The sequence below is a fragment of the Thalassospira lucentensis genome, from assembly GCF_011806425.1.
In the GTDB taxonomy this organism is placed as follows: domain Bacteria; phylum Pseudomonadota; class Alphaproteobacteria; order Rhodospirillales; family Thalassospiraceae; genus Thalassospira; species Thalassospira lucentensis_B.
In genome coordinates, this window is the sequence record NZ_JAATOV010000001.1 from 999,320 (window position 1) to 1,018,709 (window position 19,390).

General features: G+C 53.5%; 16 protein-coding genes and 1 riboswitch. Of the genes, 12 read left to right on the top strand and 4 right to left on the bottom strand.

What is annotated here, in order from left to right; genetic code table 11:
* Positions 1-128: 128 nt before the first annotated feature.
* Positions 129-310, top strand: a riboswitch (cobalamin riboswitch).
* 55 nt (positions 311-365) lie between these two features.
* The 9 genes from cobU to HCZ99_RS04715 all read left to right on the top strand — a co-directional run bounded on the left by cobU (position 366) and on the right by HCZ99_RS04715 (position 12,123).
* Entirely contained in the window at positions 366-896 is a 531-nt protein-coding gene (gene cobU / locus HCZ99_RS04675) for a bifunctional adenosylcobinamide kinase/adenosylcobinamide-phosphate guanylyltransferase (RefSeq protein WP_167445675.1), read from the top strand.
* A gap of 47 nt (positions 897-943) precedes the next feature.
* Positions 944-1,984, top strand: coding sequence for a cobalamin biosynthesis protein CobW (cobW, locus tag HCZ99_RS04680; protein ID WP_167445677.1), 1,041 nt, complete (start codon positions 944-946; stop codon positions 1,982-1,984).
* A gap of 221 nt (positions 1,985-2,205) precedes the next feature.
* Positions 2,206-6,003 (top strand): cobaltochelatase subunit CobN, encoded by a 3,798-nt coding sequence (gene cobN, locus HCZ99_RS04685; protein WP_167445679.1) that lies wholly within the window; start codon positions 2,206-2,208, stop codon positions 6,001-6,003.
* 180 nt (positions 6,004-6,183) lie between these two features.
* Entirely contained in the window at positions 6,184-6,894 is a 711-nt protein-coding gene (locus tag HCZ99_RS04690; RefSeq protein ID WP_167445681.1) for a hypothetical protein, read from the top strand.
* Between the two features lie 231 nt (positions 6,895-7,125).
* Entirely contained in the window at positions 7,126-7,995 is an 870-nt protein-coding gene (locus HCZ99_RS04695) for an endo alpha-1,4 polygalactosaminidase (RefSeq protein WP_167445683.1), read from the top strand.
* A 78-nt stretch (positions 7,996-8,073) separates the two neighbouring features.
* The gene (gene cobO / locus HCZ99_RS04700) at positions 8,074-8,700 is read left to right on the top strand and encodes a cob(I)yrinic acid a,c-diamide adenosyltransferase (RefSeq protein ID WP_167445685.1); all 627 of its coding nucleotides are present in this window, start codon (positions 8,074-8,076) and stop codon (positions 8,698-8,700) included.
* A gap of 85 nt (positions 8,701-8,785) precedes the next feature.
* Positions 8,786-10,369: a cobyric acid synthase gene (locus tag HCZ99_RS04705; RefSeq protein ID WP_167445687.1), complete on the top strand. Its 1,584-nt coding sequence runs from the start codon at positions 8,786-8,788 to the stop codon at positions 10,367-10,369.
* 258 nt (positions 10,370-10,627) lie between these two features.
* Positions 10,628-11,308 (top strand): glutathione S-transferase family protein, encoded by a 681-nt coding sequence (locus tag HCZ99_RS04710; RefSeq protein WP_167445689.1) that lies wholly within the window; start codon positions 10,628-10,630, stop codon positions 11,306-11,308.
* A complete protein-coding gene (locus HCZ99_RS04715) occupies positions 11,305-12,123 on the top strand; it encodes a class I SAM-dependent methyltransferase (RefSeq protein WP_167445691.1) in 819 nt (272 codons plus the stop codon). Before HCZ99_RS04710 ends, HCZ99_RS04715 begins: the two co-directional genes overlap by 4 nt.
* A 38-nt stretch (positions 12,124-12,161) precedes the next feature.
* On the opposite strand, the gene HCZ99_RS04720 is transcribed toward HCZ99_RS04715, so the two are convergent.
* Positions 12,162-13,193: a substrate-binding domain-containing protein gene (locus tag HCZ99_RS04720; RefSeq protein ID WP_167445693.1), complete on the bottom strand. Its 1,032-nt coding sequence runs from the start codon at positions 13,191-13,193 to the stop codon at positions 12,162-12,164.
* 91 nt (positions 13,194-13,284) lie between these two features.
* Positions 13,285-14,088, bottom strand: coding sequence for a tetratricopeptide repeat protein (locus tag HCZ99_RS04725; protein ID WP_167445695.1), 804 nt, complete (start codon positions 14,086-14,088; stop codon positions 13,285-13,287).
* A gap of 288 nt (positions 14,089-14,376) precedes the next feature.
* Between HCZ99_RS04725 and HCZ99_RS04730 the strand changes: the two genes are divergently transcribed.
* Positions 14,377-15,267, top strand: coding sequence for an SDR family oxidoreductase (locus tag HCZ99_RS04730; RefSeq protein WP_175581382.1), 891 nt, complete (start codon positions 14,377-14,379; stop codon positions 15,265-15,267).
* Positions 15,268-15,489: 222 nt separating this feature from the next.
* Complete coding sequence (locus tag HCZ99_RS04735; RefSeq protein WP_167445699.1) at positions 15,490-16,497, top strand: complex I NDUFA9 subunit family protein; 1,008 nt, start codon at positions 15,490-15,492, stop codon at positions 16,495-16,497.
* Between the two features lie 105 nt (positions 16,498-16,602).
* On the opposite strand, the gene HCZ99_RS04740 is transcribed toward HCZ99_RS04735, so the two are convergent.
* Together HCZ99_RS04740 and HCZ99_RS04745 are read right to left on the bottom strand one after the other, a co-directional pair.
* Complete coding sequence (locus HCZ99_RS04740; protein WP_167445701.1) at positions 16,603-17,280, bottom strand: GntR family transcriptional regulator; 678 nt, start codon at positions 17,278-17,280, stop codon at positions 16,603-16,605.
* The gene (locus HCZ99_RS04745; protein WP_167445703.1) at positions 17,280-18,179 is read right to left on the bottom strand and encodes a dihydrodipicolinate synthase family protein; all 900 of its coding nucleotides are present in this window, start codon (positions 18,177-18,179) and stop codon (positions 17,280-17,282) included. Before HCZ99_RS04745 ends, HCZ99_RS04740 begins: the two co-directional genes overlap by 1 nt.
* Positions 18,180-18,372: 193 nt before the next feature.
* Between HCZ99_RS04745 and HCZ99_RS04750 the strand changes: the two genes are divergently transcribed.
* Positions 18,373-19,383 carry a sialic acid TRAP transporter substrate-binding protein SiaP gene (locus HCZ99_RS04750; protein ID WP_167445704.1) on the top strand — a complete coding sequence of 337 codons (1,011 nt, stop codon included), beginning with the start codon at positions 18,373-18,375 and terminating at the stop codon, positions 19,381-19,383.
* Positions 19,384-19,390 lie beyond the last annotated feature (7 nt).

Genomic DNA, 19,390 nt, shown 5'->3' on the forward strand with positions numbered 1-19,390 from the left:
CTTGTTTTTTTGCCGCTTTCCAGCTTGTTGCATATTCATGGTCTCTTAAATGACCGTCGGTCTCAAGAACGCAATTCTGACAAATACTGACCTTGAGCATAGGGTAGAGATAGCGCTTTGGCTTAACCTGCAAAGCTGTTAGGTTCGGCGCACCGTTCGGTGATGGGAAATCGGTGAAATGCCGGTGCTGCCCCCGCAACTGTATCGGGTTGGGTGATCTAGGCGCTTTGGCGCCAGCCACCGGGAAACCGGGAAGGCGGATTGCTTTCACGCCCGCAGCCAGGAAACCAGCCGAAGGTGTCAGCACGCAAAGGTGCAGGCGACGCAATCGGGCCTCGGTGGGAGGCCATGGCGAGGAAAACGGGATGACCCAAACAGAACCGCTTGCCGGGATACATTTGGTCCTTGGCGGTGCCCGATCGGGCAAAAGCCGGTTTGCCGAAAACCTCATCCTTCAGGCAGGTGGCGGAACCTATATCGCGACCGGGCGCGCCTGGGACGAGGAAATGGCCAACCGCATCGATCTTCACAAACAAACACGCGGCGATTTATGGCACACGATCGAAGAACCGATCGCATTGTGTGATGCCCTGCGTGCGTGCAATCAACCGGGCGCAAAGCCAGTTTTGGTCGATTGCCTGACCTTATGGCTGACCAATTTGATGCTTGAAGACCGCGATGTTGAAGCGGAATTTGATCAGCTTTGTGATCTTTTGCCCAAACTGGATATCCCGGTTCTTTTGGTTTCAAACGAGGTCGGCTTTGGGATCGTGCCGGAAAATGCAATGGCACGGAGCTTCCGCGATCACGCCGGGCGCCTGCATCAGCGCATCGCCGAAATTGCAGGCCACGTGACGTTGGTGGTTGCGGGCATTCCGATGCAGGTCAAATCATAACCCAACGATATTTCAGCATTAAATTTAAGATTTAAGGACATTCGAACATGGCACAAATGGGTAAAATTCCCGCAACTGTGATTACCGGTTTTCTTGGTGCGGGCAAAACCACCATGATCCGCAACATGCTGGAAAATGCCAACGGCAAACGGATTGCGCTGATCATTAACGAATTTGGCGATCTTGGCGTGGATCGGGGCATCATTAACGGTTGCGGCATCGAAGGATGTGCAGAAGACGATGTGGTTGAACTGGCCAATGGCTGCATCTGTTGCACGGTGGCCGATGATTTCCTGCCGACCATTCAAAGCTTGATCGACCGTGATACACCGCCAGATCATATTGTTATCGAAACATCTGGTTTGGCCCTGCCAAAACCGTTGGTAAAAGCGTTTAATTGGCCGGAAATCCGGTCACGCGTTACTGTTGATGGCGTGGTCGCGGTACTTGATGGGGCGGCATTGCGCGATGGGCTTTTTGCCCATGATCATCACGCGGTTCAGGCTCAGCGCGAAGCAGATGATAACCTTGATCATGAAAGCCCGTTGGAAGAACTGTTTGAAGAACAGCTTCATTGCGCAGACATGGTTGTGTTGAACAAAACCGACCTTCTCAGCGACGCGGAACGGACCCAGGTTGAAGCCGATATTCGCGCTGAGCTTAAACGCCCATCGGTCAAGATCATCGCGACGGATCATGCCCGCATTGAAAATGCTATTTTGTTGGGTCTTGGGGCCGCGGCTGAGGATGACCTTGATAGTCGTCCATCCCATCATGATGACGGTCACGACCATGACCACGACGATTTTGATAGTTTTATCGTCAGCCTTGATGCGGTTTCTGATCCGGCCGCGTTGGAAAAACGCCTGATTGAGGTTGTGCGTCAATTTGATGTGCTGCGCATCAAAGGATTTCTTGATGTCCCAGGCAAGCCAATGCGCCATGTCGTCCAAGGGGTGGGCGAACGGTTCCAGCGGTATTTTGACCGTCCGTGGGCCGACAGTGAAACACGCCGGTCTGAACTGGTTGTGATTGGGTTGCATGGGCTGGACCGTCCTGCAATTGAAGCAGCGATTAAGGCGGCGTAAGAATAAATGTTCCTATTTTGTTTCACGTGAAACAGTATTTCTGTCCTATGGTTGCAAGGCCCTGTTTCACAGTTTCACGTCGAAATGATCCTTTGATACCCGCATCCCCGGCGATGGTTCTGCCACGTCTGGGATGCGGGGTCGCCCCGATACAATGGGTACTGACGTCGTAGCTAACGACCACCCACTAATGGCCTAAGAAAAAGAGACGGAAATTCCCGATGCATTTGCTGGCAGCACAGCCCGGAATGGTGACAGACGGCAGCGAAGCCGTCGATCTTGGACAGGAACCCGGCGATGTGGTGATCCTGTCAGCAGCAGAGTCCGAGTTGGCCTGTCTTGCCGGGGCGCAGGATCGGTTGGTGGCTGAATTTGCCGATGATGTTCCGTCTTTGCGTTTGGCCAGCTTATTACAGCTTGGTCACAACATGTCGGTCGATCTGTATGTCGATGATGTGTTGTGTGATGCCAAATTTATCATTGTCCGCATTTTGGGCGGACGGGGATATTGGGATTACGGCATCGAACAATTGGTCGCCCTTGCCCGGTCAAAAGACATTCCGCTGGTGCTGTTGCCCGGCGACGATCAACCCGATGCGGAGCTGTTGTCGCTGTCGACCATCAAGGGGGCCGATTATCAGCATATTTGGCGCTATTTGATCGAAGGCGGCCCACAAAATTCCGAGAGTTTACTTCGTCTTATATATGAAAAGTTGAATTCATCTGTTAACTGGAATTGGAAACCCGCCGCGCCACTGGTTAAGGCGGGGGGATATTGGCCGGGAAATGCCGATATTGACTTGGCGGGTATCCGCGAAAAGTGGACGCAAAATCAACCGGTTACGCCAATTATCTTCTACCGTTCCTTGGTGCAATCTGCTAATTTAGATATTATTGATGTTCTGGTTGAGGAATTACAGGCCAACAACCTGAACCCACTGCCAATTTTTGTGTCCAGTCTTAAGGACCCGGCGGCCGCGGCCTTGGTCAGTGATTGGTTGGTCGAAACACAAGCCGATATTGTTTTAAATACCACCGGGTTTTCGATTTCTGTTCCGGGATCGCAACGAAAAGATGGGCCGTTTGGCGCGGTCGATGCACCTGTGTTTCAGCTTGTCCTGTCGGGTGGCAGCGAACAGGCCTGGCGCGATGGCGTCAATGGTCTTGCCGCACGTGATATTGCGATGAATGTTGCCCTGCCCGAAGTCGATGGCCGCATTTTATCGCGTGCGATTTCGTTTAAAGGATCGGCAGGCAAAGACCCCCTGACCCAGATTGATCTGGTGAAATATATCCCGGTGCGTGATCGGGTGGCATTTGTCGCCGCGTTGACGGCCAATTGGGCCAAGCTGCGCCGTCGCGATGCCCCATCGCGCAAGGTTGCGATGATCATGGCCAATTACCCCAACAAGGACGCCCGATTGGGCAATGGTGTGGGCCTTGATACCCCGGCAGGCATGATTGAAACCCTGCGTGCGATGGAACAAGAAGGCTACGCGCTTGAATACGTGCCCGAAAATGGCGATGCGCTGATGAAGGCGGTTAAGGCCGGTCCGACAAATGATTTTAAGTCGCTTGCGGGGCGCGATATTCGCGTCACGCTGCCGATGGCGGCCTATCAGCGCGGTTTCGATGCCTTGCCCGCGACAATACGTGATCAGGTGATCGATGCCTGGGGTGCGCCCGATACGGATCCATTTTACCTGCCGGGTCAGGACAGCTTTGCCCTGTCGATCGTGCCGATGGGGAATGTCGTCGTCGGTCTTCAGCCTGCGCGCGGTTACAATATCAACCCGCTTGAAAGTTATCACTCGCCCGATTTGGTGCCGCCACACAACTATTTCGCGTTTTATATCTGGTTGCGCCATGAATTTGGCGTCGATGCGATTATTCATTTTGGCAAGCATGGCAATATGGAATGGTTGCCCGGCAAATCATTGGCCCTGTCAGCCGAATGTTTCCCCGAGGCCGTCTTTGGTCCGACGCCGCATTTCTATCCTTTTATCGTCAATGACCCGGGCGAAGGCACACAAGCCAAACGCCGTGCACAGGCCGTGATTCTTGATCACTTAACCCCGCCCTTAACCCGGGCGGAAAGTTATGGGCCGCTCAAAGACCTTGAAGCATTGGTCGATGAGTATTTTGAAGCCGCCGCCATTGACCCGCGCCGTCTGGCGATCCTGAAACGCGATATTCTTGAACTTGCCATTCGCACCGGTCTTGACCGTGATTGCGGCATTGAAGTTGGCGAAGACGAAGAAAGTGCCTTGGCCAAGCTTGATAACTATCTGTGCGAGCTTAAAGAACTTCAAATTCGCGACGGTCTGCATATCTTTGGCAAGGCCCCAGAAGGCGATCTTTTGACCGATCTTTTGGTCGCATTGGCGCGTTTGCCGCGCGGATCGGATATTGGACCCACCGCATCGCTACACCGCGCGATTGCCAAGGACCTTTTGGATGAGGACGGGTTTGATCCGCTTAATTGTACCTTTGGCGACGTCTGGTCCGGCACAAAGCCGGATGTTTTGGCCCGCTATGACGCGGGTAATGGCGATGATGAGTGCGGGGCTTATGATGTTGGGCCATGGCGCACCTATGGCGATACGGTCGAGCGGATCGAACTTCTTGCCCGCGACCTGATCAACGGTACCGTAAAACCCGAACCCCAATGGTCAGCGGTTTGTGACGTTCTTTCGGATGTTGATGCCCATATCAGACCATCTGTTGTTGGCTGTGGGGCGGCGGAAATTGATGGTCTTTTGCACGGCCTTGCGGGCAAGTTTGTCGCGCCGGGGCCATCGGGGGCGCCGACCCGTGGGCGACCCGATGTTTTACCAACCGGGCGGAATTTTTATTCCGTCGATACACGCACGGTCCCAACCCCTGCTGCGTGGCAATTGGGGTGGAAGTCGGCGGAGCTTTTGCTTGAACGCCATGTGCAAGATCATGGTGAATGGCCCGCCGCCCTTGGGCTTTCGGTGTGGGGTACGAGCAATATGCGCACAGGCGGCGATGATATTGCCCAGGCAATGGCCCTGATGGGGGTCCGCCCGACATGGGATAGTGCATCACGTCGGGTGACGGGATTTGAAATTATGCCGGGATCGGTTTTGGGGCGTCCGCGCGTCGATGTGACCTTGCGCATTTCCGGGTTTTTCCGTGATGCGTTCCCCGGGCTGATCGATTTGTTTGACAGTGCGGTGCGCGCGGTGGCGGCCCAAACGGATGAGCCCCAAGAAACCAATCCGATTGCCACCCGGGTCGCACAGGAAACGCAAAAGCTGCGCGGGCAGGGATTAAGCGATGATCAGGCCGACCGGCAGGCGGCCTTTCGGGTGTTTGGCTCTAAACCCGGTGCTTATGGCGCCGGGTTGCAGGCCATGATTGATGAAAAGCTGTGGGAAGACGAAGACGATCTTGCCGATGCCTATCTGGCCTGGGGCAGTTATGCCTATGGCAATGGGGCAAGTGGCGAAGCCGCACGGGGACTTTTTGAAACCCGGCTTTCGAAGGTCGATGCGATTGTCCATAATCAGGATAACCGTGAACATGACCTTTTGGATTCCGATGATTATTATCAGTTCGAAGGCGGAATGACATCTGCGGTACGCAGCCTTTCGGGCAAGCAGCCAGTTGTCTATCACAGTGACCATTCCCGCCCGGAAAACCCCAAAATTCGGACCCTTGAAGAAGAAATAGCCCGCGTTGTGCGTTCGCGCGTGGTCAATCCGAAATGGATCAATGGCGTCATGCGGCACGGCTATAAGGGCGCGTTTGAGATTGCCGCAACGGTTGATTATCTTTTTGCGTTTGCGGCGACGTCACGCTGTGTCGCAGACCATCATTTTGATTTGGTTTATGATGCCTATCTTGATGATGAAGCTGTGCGTGATTTTATTGCCAAGCACAATCCAGATGCACTGCGTGATATTCAAAACCGCCTGCGCGAAGCGATTGAACGCGGTCTGTGGCAGCCAAAGCGTAACAGCGTTTCGCGTGATCTGATCGACCAGATATAAGTGCCCTAAACGCCGACGGACTCACGAAAATTTTACTTTCGGAACATTATCAGCAGTTGAAACGTTTCGATTACGCACCATATCCTGATTAACCAACTGTTAATAGTTGTGAGGGACGGGGCACTTCTTTCTGATCGCCTGCGTGGGATCGCAGACCGATCGACGAGTTCGGAGGCCGCGATGCAAAAAACGACCAACGTTCGACGCACTTCTCGTTCTGATGTTCGACTGCCTGACTATGTGCAGACGCCTTTACCCGCCTATGGCGGACACGCGGACATCATTGATTCACTGATTGCTGATTGTGATATTCCAAATTGGCTGCGCGATGATTTGCAAGGGCACGGGAAATACCGCCCGGCGCGCGGCGCAATCCCGGCTGTTTTAAAGGTACGTGAACAGTTTAGTGGCCAACATCGCCCGGTACGGTTTGACGAATTTCGCGACGGTCTGGCCGAAATTTCACGCCATTTACCCGGACCGGATCAAACCCCGGTCGAAATCGATGCCAAGGTGAAAATCTATTGGCGGTATTTGCAGGGTGTCGAACGCCAAGTTTGGCGCGCAGCCGTATCTGTTGCCCACCTCCAGATGGATCATTTTCCGGTGGTGCGGGAATTCAAATCCTTGATCGAGCAAGTGGTGACCAGCCGCAATTGGCTTGAACGTCGCCTTGAAGTGGTGGAGCAAAGCTTCCAGCGGCCATCTGGTCCGGCAAATGACGCGGTCCATCGGGCGCTGATGCGCCTGCGCCGTATGTCGCCCGGCGATCGGTTGCAGCTTTTTAACAAGGCCAAAATGCGTCGCCCGGAACTGCGCAGTATCGATATGCGTGAGCCCGATAAATGGGCGGACCTGGTAACAGGTGATCTTGGGTTGTCGCCACGCTAAGGGCGCGTATCGAACGCAATCATATCCCCATTCATTCCCGCCTGGGGAGGGGGAGCGCCCCGCGATGGGGCCAGAAAAGCGCGGTCATTTGGATCGCGCTTTTCACTTGTCTGCTTGGTGGGGCAGGGTCGTATCAATTCACCGATTTTTCAGTACCGGGTTATCCCATTGCGCAGTTGTATAAATGCAAGGCGACGGGCACAGTTACGGCTAAACAGTCGGGACCGCGCCATGCACACAACGAAATCCCCCTTCGCCGCCAAGCTTTTAACGTTTTTCACGCGTTTTGCTTTTTGCGTGGTCGTTTGTGCCGTGCCAATCGGATCGGTGACGGCGCAAACATCATCGCAAACTTCATCGTCGCACGCTTGGCCAAACGTGCCTAGTGGGCCGTTCCATTGGCAGTTACAAGGCGATATTAAGCTGGGTAGCCACATTAAGGTTGTTGGCAGTGATGCATTTGATACGACGGCTGAACAAGTCCGGGCATGGCGTGATGCCGGGATTTTTCCGATTTGTTATGTGAATGTTGGTGCGGTGGAAGATTGGCGTTCGGATCGCAACCAGTTTCCACCCGATAGCATTGGCAACGCGTATTGGGGCTGGCCCGGTGAATACTGGCTAAACATTCGGCGGTTTGAACGGTTTTCCGATGTGATTTTGGCCCGGTTTGACCTGTGTCGTGACAAGGGGTTCTTGGCGATTGAGCCTGATAATATTGACGCCTATGAAGCCGATGCGACCAACAAGGAAACCGGGTTTGATTTATCCCGCAAGGATCAGCTTTTATACGTCAATTGGCTGATTGATCAGGCCCATGCGCGCGGTCTTGCCATTGGGCAGAAAAACGCGCCGGACCTTGTGCCGGAATTGGTCGATAAAATGGATTTCGCCCTTCTTGAATCGGCGTATCGACTGGGCTTTATGGAAGATTTCGAACCCTATGCCGAGATGAGTAAACCGGTTTTTGCTGTTGAGTATCTGGACGAAATGGAAGTTGGAAATGACCCGCAAAGCTTGTGTCCGGCGGCCAAAGAACTTGGCTTTCAGGGGGTAATCGCCCATCTTGATTTGGATCGGGCGCCGCAAAACTGCCCTTGATCCCCAGCGCGCTTGGCCGCATTGTTCCGCTATATGCGACTGCAACCATCTAGCCCGAAAATACAAAGGCCCAAAACCATGACCGATAAGACCCAGCCTGACGTGGATGTGAATGCGCGCCACGACGAGAAGATGAAGAAGATCAAGGCTGCGCGCGACAAAATGATGGCCCAGAAGATCGATAAAAAGGGCCTGATTATTGTCCATACCGGCAAGGGTAAAGGCAAATCATCTTCGGCGTTTGGCATGGCGATGCGCTGTGTGGGTCATGACATGAAGGTGGGCGTGGTTCAGTTCATCAAGGGCGGCTGGGAAACCGGCGAAGCCAAATTGCTGCGCAAATTTCCCGATTTGTGTGAATTTCATGCCATGGGGGCCGGGTTTACGTGGGAAACACAAAACCGTGCCCAAGACGTCGCCCTTGCGCGGGAAGCATGGAACAAGGCGCTTGAAATGATGCGCGATCCAAGCTTTTCGATGGTGATCTTGGACGAGATTAATATCGTGCTGCGCTATGATTTTCTGCCGCTTGAAGATGTGTTGGGTGCGTTGGCCGAAAAGCTGCCGGATCAGCATGTGGTTCTGACCGGGCGTAATGCGCCAGATACTTTGATTGAGGCCGCCGACCTCGTGACGGAAATGACCATGATCAAACATCCCTTCCGCGAACAGGGCATCAAAGCGCAGATTGGCGTTGAATTCTGATAAACGCACTATCGTCAGATGGTGGCACAGTTTGCCGGTTTAATCAGGCATTGAAGGCTGTGGATGTGAAAGTTTTGAAACCGGAATGAGTGTGCAATCTGTTCCCGCCCTGATGTTGCAAGGTACCGGATCTGACGTGGGAAAATCCCTGTTGGTGGCCGGTCTTTGCCGGGCCTTTGCCCGACGGGGTTTGCGCGTGCGCCCGTTTAAACCGCAAAACATGTCCAATAATGCCGCCGTCACCGATGATGGCGGTGAAATTGGCCGTGCGCAGGCGCTTCAGGCGCGTGCGGCGGGGGTGCCAACCACGGTGCATATGAACCCGGTTTTGTTAAAACCCCAATCGGATATCGGATCGCAGGTGGTGGTGCAGGGCAAAGTCCTGACCACGGCCAAGGCACGCGATTATTACCGCTTAAAGCGTGATTTGTTGCCCAAGGTGATCGAAAGCTTTGAAATCATGGCAGCAGACGCGGACTTGGTGCTGGTAGAAGGTGCAGGATCGCCGGCCGAAGTAAATTTGCGCGGCGCAGACATTGCCAATATGGGCTTTGCCGAGGCGGCCAAAATTCCGGTGATTTTGGTGGGGGATATTGACCGGGGCGGTGTCATCGCATCCATCGTTGGCACTTATGAATTGCTATCGGATGCCGATCGCAGATGGCTTAAGGGTTATGTCATCAACAAGTTTCGCGGCGATGTATCGTTGTTTGGATCAGCGACTGACATCATCGCCGATAAGTCCGGCCTTAAAAGTTACGGTATCGCAACGTATTGGCCGGGGGCCTATAAACTGCCCGCCGAAGACGGCGTTGCACTGGAAAAATCCGGGAAGTATTGCCGCGATGCTGAGGATGGTGGCGATGAAGCCGGTGCTGGCACTGGCGTGCGCCTTCGGGTTGCCGTGCCTCATTTGCCGCGTATTGCCAATTTCGATGATCTTGACCCACTGGCAGCGGAGCCGGACGTTGACCTGTTGCTGATCAAGCCGGGGCAGGTGATCCCCGGGGATTGCGATCTGGTGATTTTGCCGGGCAGTAAATCCACCATGGCGGATTTGAGGTTCCTAAAAGATCAAGGCTGGGACATTGATATTTGGGCCCATCATCGGCGCGGTGGCCATGTCATTGGCATTTGTGGTGGCTATCAAATGCTGGGGCGCATGGTTCATGATCCGGACGGGGTCGAAGGCGCACCGGGCAGCGAAGCCGGGCTGGGGCTTTTGGATGTTGAAACGGTGATGGCTGGGGATAAAACCCTGCGCAAGACCCATGCGGTGACCGTTGGCGATGCGTATGGTCTTGGTGCCGACATCAACCTTGCGGGGTATGAGATTCATATGGGCCAGACGGATGGCCCAGATCGGGCGCGCAGTTGGTTGCGGCTTGGCGATGGTCCAGCGGGTGATCTAACCAACAACCCAAGTGCGGGTGTTCTTGATGGCGCAATTGGTGCCGATGGCCGCGTCATGGGGTGCTATTTGCATGGATTGTTTGGCAGTGATGCCTTTCGCCATGCCTTTTTGGCCCGGATCGGCGGAAATGGTGTTTCAAATGCGCTGAATTTTGAGGCCGGGATTGATTCCAGCCTTGATGAATTGGCCGATCATTTGGAATCCTGTCTTGATCTGGACGGGATGCTGGCATTGGCAAAAAGCTGCGGTGCATAATTGATTGTAATGGCGCGCGATGGCCTGTTTTTACCGCCGTGGCAGGCTGCTTTTTGTGCTTGGGATGATTATCCGCCTAAAAAGTAACAAAAACGCTGCTTGGACGGTGAGAAGCTCTTTACTTAATCGGTGCCGCGTGGTTTGACAGAATTGCAATTCCGGTACTGAAACGAACAGGATTGGGCGCGGTTAAAAATCGCCCCGTCAGCAGGCCGGTCTTTGTAAAAAGTTCATCCTTGGTCTGGTATTCTTACGTCTATGCGTCAGTTACATCATTTTTGGCTATCGCCGTTTTCGCGCAAGGTGCGTTTGGCCTTGGCTGAGAAAAAGCTCGATTTCACTTTAAAGGCCGAGCCTGTCTGGGAACGGCGCGACGAATTCCTGTTGCTTAATCCTGCGGGCGAAGTGCCGGTGCTTCAGGATGAAGACGGCACGGTTTTATGTGACTCTGTCGTAATTTGCGAATATCTCGACGAGATTTATGCCGACGCAGACGTGCCAAAACTGTTTGGTGGCGATGCCAAAGAGCGGGCTGAAATTCGCCGCCTTGTCGCGTGGTTTGATGGCAAATTTAACCGCGAAGTCACCGACCATTTGCTGGGTGAAAAGCTGCTTAAACGCTTCTTTGCCACCGGCACACCCGATACCAAGGTTCTGCGTGCTGGGCGGACCAATGCGGCCTATCATCTTGATTATGTCGGGTGGTTGTTTGAACGGCGCAACTGGCTTGCCGGCGATCATTTGACCATGGCCGATTTGGCCGCGGCGGCGCAAATTTCGGTGATTGATTACATGGGTGATATCAATTGGTCGAAGCATCCGCGCGCCAAAGATTGGTATATGCGGGTGAAAAGCCGCCCCTCTATGCGCGATATTTTGACCGACCGGCAGGCCAGTTTCCCGCCCTCTGCGCATTATGCCGATCTGGATTTTGAATGACGCATTCATCTCAATCTGATGAATTCTACCCTGTCGGAGGGTTAAATACGGTCAGTTACGATCTTCGGGCTGATCTTGATCGTAAAATTTTCGAAGATCCCATTCCATTCTATTCGGATTTGGCGCAGCGCCTTGTCGGGCCAACCGGCGACCCGGTTCTTGAGCTTGGCTGTGGGACGGGCCGTATTTCGGCGGCCATCGCCGAGAAAGGCATTCCGGTCGAAGGACTGGATTTGTCCAACGCGATGCTGGACCAAGCACGCGACAAATATCCCGACCTGACGTGGCACCATGGCAATATGTGCGACTTTGATCTGGGGCGGGAATTTGGCCTGATCATTATCCCGTTTCGTGGCCTGCAAGAAGTCACCGATGCCGACGATCAACGTCGTGTGCTTGAACGGGCCTTTGCCCATCTGAAACCTGGTGGGGTTATCGCCCTTGATCTGATTGATCCGGATTTGCGCTATTGCCTGCCCGAAGGCGATCCAGAGGTGGTTGAGCTTCCGCTTCTTCCGATGCCAGAGGGCGTGGGGCAGCCCGGAAGCCATTTGCGTATTACCGCCATGGAACGCACCAATGATCCACTGACCCAGCAATTTAAAGAGCATTGGCGGTTTGAGGAAATTGGCGCGGATGGCGCAACCCTTCGGCGCGAAGACGCCTGGCATTATTTGCGCTGGGTGCATCGCAGTGAAATGCGGTTGATGTTGGAGCTATCCGGTTTCGTTTCGATAACGGAATTTTCTGATTTCAAAGGCAATCCGCCGCGATATGCCACCAATCAGGTCTGGATCGCAAAACGGCCGGACTGACAAGCCCGGCCGTTTCAAATCACGCGATTATATTAGGCTTATTTGCCAGAAAACTTTGCTGCTTCGGCGTGGGTTTCTTGGCGTTCAGCGGCGGTTAGTGGCACAAGGCCGTTATCGGCCAAAAGTCCTTCTTCGCCAATCACCGCGTCCGACACATAGGTCGATACAAAATCGGCCAAGGATTGGACAAGCTGCTGGTGATCGTCCTTTACATACAGATAAAGCGGACGTGAACCGGGATAGCTGCCTTCAAGGATGGTGTCGTAATTTGGTTTGACGCCGTTAATCGGCACACCTTGTAGACGGTCGCGGTTGCGATCAAGATTGTTAAAGCCCATCACGCCATAGGATGTTGGGTCTTTTTCGAGCTTGCTAATGACAAGACGGTCATTTTCGCCAGCTTGGATATAGGCACCGTCTTCGCGCAACGTCCGGCATAGAAGGCGGAAGCTGTCCTGGTCGGTGTTTTCAAGGTTGGCAATATCGGAAAAGGTTGCGCAACCTTTATCAAGCAACAGCTGCCCCATCAAATCGCGTGTGCCCGATGTTGGCGGCGGACCATATACGCGAATTTTCAAATCCGGCAGGGACGGGTCAATATCGGACCATTTTACGTTGGGGTTTGGCACACTGGCCCCATTGACCGGAACCGTGCGCGCAAGGGCCAAGTAAAGCTGACGCGCGGTGAGTGCCATTCCCGGTGCTTCGTGCGATCCCAACAAAACAATCCCGTCATAGCCGATTTTGATTTCGCTGATATTGCGCACGGAATTGGCGGCACAAATTGCGGTTTCTGACCCGGTGATTTGGCGCGATGCATCGACGATATCGGGATATTGTTCCCCGATGCCGCCACAAAACAGCTTAAATCCGCCGCCTGAACCGGTGCTTTCAACCACGGGGGCGGGGGATCCGGTTGTCTTGGCGAAATATTCGGCAACCTTGGTGGTCAGCGGAAAAATCGTTGATGATCCGACAATACGGACCTGATCGCGTGCCTGTGCCACAGACGCGGCAGAGACAAGTGCGATAGATGCAGTAAAAGCAGTAATGGCAAGCGTACGACGCATTGCGGCCCCCAAATTTTCCCGGTCACCCGGCCATGGTTCGGCGGACTGTCATGCCGAACCATGTAAAAGATAAAATCAAACCGCAGCGAGCCTATTCTGACTCGGTGCGAACATCCATCTTCTCTATATTCGCTTTTGCGGCATCAGCGACAGGGGTTCCATTTGAATTTTCTATGACAGTCATCCAATCACGGCGTGCCTTGTCATTATCGCCAGCAATGCGATGCAGGTTGCCCCGTTCAAACAGCGCCTGCATATTGTCTGGATCCTTCGACAAAACATTGTCGATATCGGTCATTGCCAAATCGTAACTTTTAAGCATGCGCCACGCGGTCGCGCGGTAAATCAGGGCATCGATCTGATCGGGCTCAAGATCAAGCGCCTTGTTCAAATCATCAATTGATTCCCAATACTGGCCGGCCATGCCCAGAACCATCGCCCGGTCGATCCAAAGTTGCGGATCGTTTTTAACAATCTCAAGTGCGCGGGTCTGATCGCGCCACGCAAATTCAAGATTGCTGGCCATCATCCATGCTTGCCCGGCCTGCGAAAGCATCCCGGCAACCACATGTGGCTCGGCGGTGCTGTCTTTGGCCAGCGCGTCAAGACGGGTTGCGGCTTCTTTATATTTACCAAGCGAGATCAACGATACAGCCACACAGTGGCGCGCCGGTTCCCCGCCGCCCATATCGCGCCATTCAATGGCACTTTCAAACCCGTCTTCGGGGCGTAGCTGGGCCAGTTTCAGGCAATCTTTATATTGCTGGGCTTCTTCGGTGGTCATGCCTTTTGTGCTTTGGGCAAAGCTGTTTGGCGCATACCCAATCGCGATCATCCCCGCCAGTAAAAGCGGGCAGGCGTGTTTCACAAAGTTGCTGGTCGCGCGGCGTGCCATGGTAAAAGAAGCTCCCTTTCTGTAAACGTCGTGCGGATGGAGCATAGGCGATGAAACCCAATGCAGACCATGCCAGAATGTTTGATTGTGCAAAAAACATCATGAAAACGGCAAGATAATGATGGTGTTTATTCTATTGCTGGTACGTGCCGCCGTATCCTTGCCTAAGGAAAGGTTTTGTCTGGCGTGGTTAAGGTCGTTACTGTGCGCCCATGTTGACGACATGATTTAAGTGGCAAATCGATAAAGTCGCCAAACGACCAAGTGATGACAGACCCTAGGGGTAGTATGACCAATAAGCTGTTTTGTTTCGGGATAGGGTTTTCCGCGCGCCTTGTTGCCGACCAGTTGGCGGCGGATGGCTGGCAAATTGCGGGCACTACTCGCACCGCAGAAAAGGCCGAACGTCTTGAGCAACAGGGGTATGAAGCCGTCCTGTTTGACGACAATCATCCGATCAAAGACATCAAAGCGGCCCTTAATGGCGTGACCCATGTTCTGATTTCCACCCCACCCGGCGGCGATGGCGATCCGGTCATCAAGCATCATGGCGTCGATTTGGCAGCCCTGCCTGAAGGTACCTGGATCGGATATTTATCGACAACCGGGGTTTACGGCGATCGCGATGGCGGCGAAGTCACCGAAGATGATGCATTGATGCCAACGGGCAAACGCGGGCGCAGGCGGGTTGCCGCCGAAAAGGCGTGGTTTGATTTGGGCCAGCGCCATGGTTTGTGTGTGCAAAGTTTCCGGCTGGCTGGGATTTACGGCCCGGGGCGCAATGCGCTTGAAACCGTGAAATCGGGTCGGGCGCGCCGGATTGTGAAACCAGGGCAGGTGTTTTCACGCATTCATGTGCATGACATCGCCCAGACCGTTCTGGCATCGATTAAGCACCCCAATTGCGGTGCGGCCTATAACGTGTGCGATGATGATGCCGCCCCGCCACAGGATGTGATTGCCCATGCCTGTGGATTGCTGGGTGTTGATCCCCCGCCTTTGCAGGATTTTGCCACGGCAAAGCTAAGCCCAATGGCGGCAAGCTTTTACGAAGATAACAAGCGCGTTATAAATACCCGGATAAAGCAAGAATTGGGTGTTAAACTGCGTTACCCGGATTATCAAGCCGGTCTTTTGGCGCTTTATGATGAAATGAACGACCGAAAAGACCGCCAATGACGGCGTTGATTAACAAAAGCGCATTGTTGACGCGTGTTTCGCGTCGTATATAACCCAAGGGCCTGTGGATATTCATATCGTCCCATGTGTTGGTGCAGTATGAATATCCACAGGAAAGCATTCTGATCGGGCCGGTCGCCATAGCCGGCTTTGAAGGCATCTAGCGCTGGTATGGTTGTGCGGTATCCCGCGCGCAGAATGATCAGCAAGGAGAGAGCAAGCATGGATCGTCGTATCGTAACCGTCTTTGGCGGTACCGGATTTGTCGGACGTCACATCGTCAAGCGTCTGCTTGAGCGTGATTTTATCGTTCGCGTTCCGACGCGCAGCTTTGAGCGTGTTAAGAAACTCAAACCCATGGGCTATTTGGGCCAGGTGGTTCCGGTTTATTGCGATGTGCGCAATGAAGACTCGATCAAAGACGTGATTGAGGGCTCCGAAGCCGTGATCAATCTGTTGGGCATTTTGTATGAACGGGGCAAAAACAATTTCCTGAACGTTCATGTCAAAGCCGCCGAGCGCATTGCCAAAGAAGCCAAAGCTTGCGGTGTTAAAACGCTTTTGCATATGTCGGCACTTGGTGTGGATAAAAACACCAGCGCAAATTACGCGACGTCGAAACTGGCCGGTGAAAAGGCTGTTCGCGATGCGTTTGCCGATGCGGTTATTTTCCGTCCGTCGGTCATCTTTGGCCCGAATGACAATTTCCTTAATACGTTTGCCTCAATGGCCCGCTATTCACCGGTTCTGCCGGTTATTGGTGCGCCGGGCCTGCCGAAGGTTGATCTGGGCGAAGGCAAGGTTGATTTGCTGGGCGAAGGTGGTCCGAAATTCCAGCCGGCCTATGTCGGCGACGTGGCAGAGGCATTCGTTACCGCATTGGTCGAAGGCAAGTCCGCAGGTAAAAACTATGAACTGGGTGGGCCGGAAGTCTATTCGTTCATGGCGCTTCTGCGCGATATGCTGCACATCACCCGTCAGCGCGCAATTTTGGTGCCGGTCCCGTTCTGGTTGGCCTCAATTCAGGCATTCTTCCTGCAGTTCCTGCCGGTGCCGCCATTGACCCCGGATCAGGTTCGCCTGTTGAAAACCGACAATGTCGTATCTGAGGGCACCGATGGTTTCGCCGAGCTTGGCATTAAGCCAAATAGCCTTGAGGCAATTGCCCCGACCTATTTGAAACGCTTCTGCCCGCCGCGCAAATCGGGCGAATTCCGCCGCTTCGTATAAGCTGCGCGATACAGATTACCCCATAAGGGGATTAAAGCCGGTCGGAACACAGGTTCCGGCCGGTTTTTTATTGCCATGAAGCGATAGGTTGAAAGCGTGATTGCCTTATCGGTCGCTAATGCCCAAGGCGCGACCGCGCGCATTTTCAAGATGCTGGCGCAGGCAGTCGGCGGCCAATTCCGGATCACGTTTTTCAAAGGCCGCGATGATGGCCAAATGATCGTTCATCACCGTTTGCAGCAGTTTGTCGGTTAAACGGAACCGTTCTTGTCGGATCAGGCGGATCTTGACGGAGTTGACCTTGTAAATCTTGGCGATGATTTCGTTATCCAGCGCATCGATGATCTGATCATGCAGGGACCAGTCAACATTCTGTGCATGTTCAAGCAACTCAGGCGTGATGCCGTTTGCCGCCGATTTCAAAACGTCTTCATGTTCTTTGCGCAGTTTTGCAATGGTCTCGTCACTGGCCTGACGGGTGAACAATCGGGCCGCTTCAAGTTCCAGGAAAAAGCGCAGCTGAAACGCATTGCGCACAAGATCAAGATCAATGTGGGCAATCTGCATCCCGCGTTGAGGCACGGTGGTGATCAGACCATCGGTCTCAAGACGCGGGATCAGTTCGCGAATGGCACTGAGCGGTATGCCGGTAATTTCGACCAACTCACGCTGCGAGATAAACTGCCCCGGATGAATGGCGCGCGACAACAGATGCTCGGTAAAGCTGTCATAGGCTTCGCTGCGCTTGCTGTGTCGGGTTGGCGACCGCTTGGTGTCATTCATTAATTGGTTCCGGGTTTAAACAGGCTGTCATAGGTTGTTGCCAGTAACTCATACTGCGCCTGATCAAGTTCGACAAGCGGGGGGCGAACGCGCCGCCATGCGGGCGTGTCGGTGATGTGGGCCAGCAAAGTTTTAATCGCCGGGGTCACCGGATGCGCCAAAATCGCATTTACAAACGGTGTCAGGTTTTTATCAGGTGCTTCGCCGTCCAAAAGCGGCGTCAAAAGACCGGGTGTCAGGTTGGCGACACCGCTGATTGCGCCAGATGCGCCGCGTTTGATGGCTTCGCCGAGCAGGCGTTCATCGCCAATCAGGATATGGTGCTTGTCTGAAAAACGCGTCAGCAGGATTTTGGCATTTTCCCAGTCGCCCGATGAATCTTTGACGCCGGCAATCATGCCCGGATGGGCGTTGATAATCTGTCCGACCACATCGGGGGTGATCGGGGCGGCGGTTACCTGTGGGATGTGATACAAAATCACCTTAAGGTTTGTATCGGCAATCGCGGTAAGAAATTGATCAAACCAGGTCACCAGTCCTGCATCGCTGCCGTCTTTGAAATAATAGGGCGGGGCGACCAGCACATATTTGCCGCCAAGTGCCGATACTTTTTGCGCGGCATCAACGGCATCGGGCAGGGCCGATTGCAAAATACCAAACACAATTTTCGTTGGATCAATCGATGCGGTGGTCAGCGCCTTAAAGGCAGAAATCATTTCATCGACTGATAAAGACGGCCCTTCACCGGTGGTTCCGCCAAGGGTCACAGATGAACATCCCTGATCCAGCACGGATTTGACATGCGCGGTTAAAAGATCGGTATCGATCGCCCCCGTATCGGTAAACGGTGTGGTAATGGCGGATGAAATCCCAAATTTTTCGGTTCTGGTGACGGTCATTGAAGCTTCCTGATTGGGGCCGTTGGTGGCGGCATTTTGGCTGTTTGTAATCAATTAGTTGTGTAGCACTAACATGTTAGTTATACAATAGGTATCGTGTTAGTACAGATGTGTTGATTCTCATCCGTCAACCGATCAAGAATAAGAACGATAACTTAGAAAATCAGTTATTTACCCGTCAGGGAGGAAACCAATGACAATGTTACGAACAGGGCGCAGCCTTGTGAAATTTGCATCCGCAGCCCTTTGCACGCTTGCGCTTAGCGCGACATCGGCCTTTGCGGCGGATGCGGTAAAGCTGCGTATTTCAAGCCCGGCGGTAGAGTCTGATTGGCATGCCAAAATGCTGACCGTTTTCAAAGACGAGTTGGCCAAAACCGCCCCTGGCGAGTTCGATGTTGAAATTCATCTCAATGCCAGCCTGTTCAAACAAGGAACAGAGCCCGCCGCGATGCAGCGTGGCAACCTTGATATGGCGATGATTTCCGCCCAGGACATTGCCAAACAGATTCCGGAATGGTCGGTCTTTACGGCAGGCTATTTGATCCGCGACCCGGACCATCAGAAAAAAGTATTCAACGGCGAAATCGGCCAGAAATTCTATGACATGGTCGCCGACGATATGAACATCGAAATTCTTGATGTTGGCTATTTGGGGACGCGTGAACTTAACCTTGCCACGGACAAGAAAGTTACCACTCCGGATGACCTTGAAGGTGTGAAATTGCGCATGCCGGGGTCTGATGCGTGGCTGTTCCTTGGCAACGCATTGGGTGCGGATGCCACCCCGCTTGCCTTTGGTGAAGTTTACACCGGCCTTCAAACAGGAACCATTGACGGACAGGACAATCCGCTTCCGACCGTGAAGGCGGTGAAGTTTTACGAAGTCACCAATCAGATCGTTCTGACGGATCATTTGGTGGATGCAATTTTCCTGTCGATGGCCAAAGATACCTATGACGATCTGACCGAAGAGCAGCAGAAAAAAGTCAAGGACGCCGCAGCCGTTGCCACGGCCTATAACAACAAAATGCGCATTGCCGATGAAAAGTCGCTGATCGACTTCTTTAAAGGTGAGGGCCTTAAAGTTTATGCGCCTGATGTTGCGGCCTTCCGTACCAAAGTCCAGAACGCCTATCTTGAAAGCGATTTTGCCGAAGATTGGCCAGAAGGCATCGTTGAACAGATCAACGCGGTAAAGTGATTTATCT

What these genes read in the sequence shown, in the direction of transcription:
- HCZ99_RS04735 (WP_167445699.1), top strand. Translation starts at nt 15,490, where the DNA reads ATGGATCGTCGTATCGTAACCGTCTTTGGCGGTACCGGATTTGTCGGA.
- cobW (WP_167445677.1), top strand. Translation starts at nt 944, where the DNA reads ATGGCACAAATGGGTAAAATTCCCGCAACTGTGATTACCGGTTTTCTT.
- HCZ99_RS04745 (WP_167445703.1), bottom strand. Translation starts at nt 18,179, where the DNA reads ATGACCGTCACCAGAACCGAAAAATTTGGGATTTCATCCGCCATTACC.
- HCZ99_RS04690 (WP_167445681.1), top strand. Translation starts at nt 6,184, where the DNA reads ATGCAAAAAACGACCAACGTTCGACGCACTTCTCGTTCTGATGTTCGA.
- HCZ99_RS04725 (WP_167445695.1), bottom strand. Translation starts at nt 14,088, where the DNA reads ATGGCACGCCGCGCGACCAGCAACTTTGTGAAACACGCCTGCCCGCTT.
- HCZ99_RS04720 (WP_167445693.1), bottom strand. Translation starts at nt 13,193, where the DNA reads ATGCGTCGTACGCTTGCCATTACTGCTTTTACTGCATCTATCGCACTT.
- cobU (WP_167445675.1), top strand. Translation starts at nt 366, where the DNA reads ATGACCCAAACAGAACCGCTTGCCGGGATACATTTGGTCCTTGGCGGT.
- HCZ99_RS04730 (WP_175581382.1), top strand. Translation starts at nt 14,377, where the DNA reads ATGACCAATAAGCTGTTTTGTTTCGGGATAGGGTTTTCCGCGCGCCTT.
- cobO (WP_167445685.1), top strand. Translation starts at nt 8,074, where the DNA reads ATGACCGATAAGACCCAGCCTGACGTGGATGTGAATGCGCGCCACGAC.
- HCZ99_RS04750 (WP_167445704.1), top strand. Translation starts at nt 18,373, where the DNA reads ATGACAATGTTACGAACAGGGCGCAGCCTTGTGAAATTTGCATCCGCA.
- cobN (WP_167445679.1), top strand. Translation starts at nt 2,206, where the DNA reads ATGCATTTGCTGGCAGCACAGCCCGGAATGGTGACAGACGGCAGCGAA.
- HCZ99_RS04715 (WP_167445691.1), top strand. Translation starts at nt 11,305, where the DNA reads ATGACGCATTCATCTCAATCTGATGAATTCTACCCTGTCGGAGGGTTA.
- HCZ99_RS04710 (WP_167445689.1), top strand. Translation starts at nt 10,628, where the DNA reads ATGCGTCAGTTACATCATTTTTGGCTATCGCCGTTTTCGCGCAAGGTG.
- HCZ99_RS04740 (WP_167445701.1), bottom strand. Translation starts at nt 17,280, where the DNA reads ATGAATGACACCAAGCGGTCGCCAACCCGACACAGCAAGCGCAGCGAA.
- HCZ99_RS04705 (WP_167445687.1), top strand. Translation starts at nt 8,786, where the DNA reads ATGAGTGTGCAATCTGTTCCCGCCCTGATGTTGCAAGGTACCGGATCT.
- HCZ99_RS04695 (WP_167445683.1), top strand. Translation starts at nt 7,126, where the DNA reads ATGCACACAACGAAATCCCCCTTCGCCGCCAAGCTTTTAACGTTTTTC.